Consider the following 908-nt stretch of genomic DNA (forward strand, 5'->3'; position numbering starts at 1 on the left):
AGCCAAGGCTGTGCACGCGGTTGCGCAGCGCCGGTGCGGCAAGCGCCCGGGCAATCTCCCCGCTGTCCCAGCCTGCGCCGCCGGCCAGCACCAGATGGTGCGGGATGCTGTCTGCCAGGCCCGCCATGGCCTGCAGCAGGCCGGCCAGGTTCTTGCGCGGGCTTGCCGCCCCGGCGGAGAGTATGAAGGGCACGCCGGATGGCAGGGCAAACCGCTGCAGCAGCACCGGATCCGCCGGGGTGAAGAAATCCTCCGAAACGCCTTCCAGCACAACCCGCAGCCGGGATTCGACGCTTGGGCCTGCATACTCCCGGACGGTATCGGCGGTGTATTGCGACACGCAGGTGATGATATCTGCCTGCCGCACCGCCTGGTCGAGGCTGCGCTTCATGACCCAAGGGCGGGTGTTGCGGAAGTATTCCGGATGGATCAGGGGGCCGAGATCGTGAATTGTCACCACCAGGGGCTTCCGGGTGGCCACCGGGTAGCCGAGGGACACCGCGTGGACCACATCGACAGGCGCGTCCAGGCAGGCCTCAAGGGACGGGCGCCCGAGAAACGTCCAGAGCAGCGAGGTGCCGCGGCGGCCCAGCCCTGTGAGCTTCAGCCCGGTCTCCTGCTGGCGCGCGGCCAGCGCCGCCGGTTCCAGCCCCGACCATCCGGCAACGGGGATGATTTCGGGACCGCCAACGCCCCGCAGCGCCTGCAGCAGCTCGCGGGCGTAGCGGGCCAGCCCGTGCCCCTGCCGGTCGCCGAACTGATTGGCGAAACAGGCAACCCGCAGCTCCTGCCCGGGAACCATGCCTGCGCGTTCAATGGTTGCGGATTGCAAGAAAGGTCCTCCCGAATACGCTGTTCCAGCGGCGCCTGAGCCGTCCGCGGGCCCCGGCGGGCAGACAGGCGCCCAG

1 protein-coding gene is annotated in these 908 nt (G+C 69.5%); it reads right to left on the bottom strand.

The genetic code is table 11. The features are described from left to right. On the bottom strand, positions 1-832 hold an 832-nt coding region (locus tag A9D60_RS04910), incomplete at its 3' end, for a glycosyltransferase (RefSeq protein WP_141117818.1). Positions 833-908: the final 76 nt, after the last annotated feature.

It is taken from the genome of Leisingera sp. JC1, from assembly GCF_001679925.1.
Taxonomy (GTDB): domain Bacteria; phylum Pseudomonadota; class Alphaproteobacteria; order Rhodobacterales; family Rhodobacteraceae; genus Leisingera.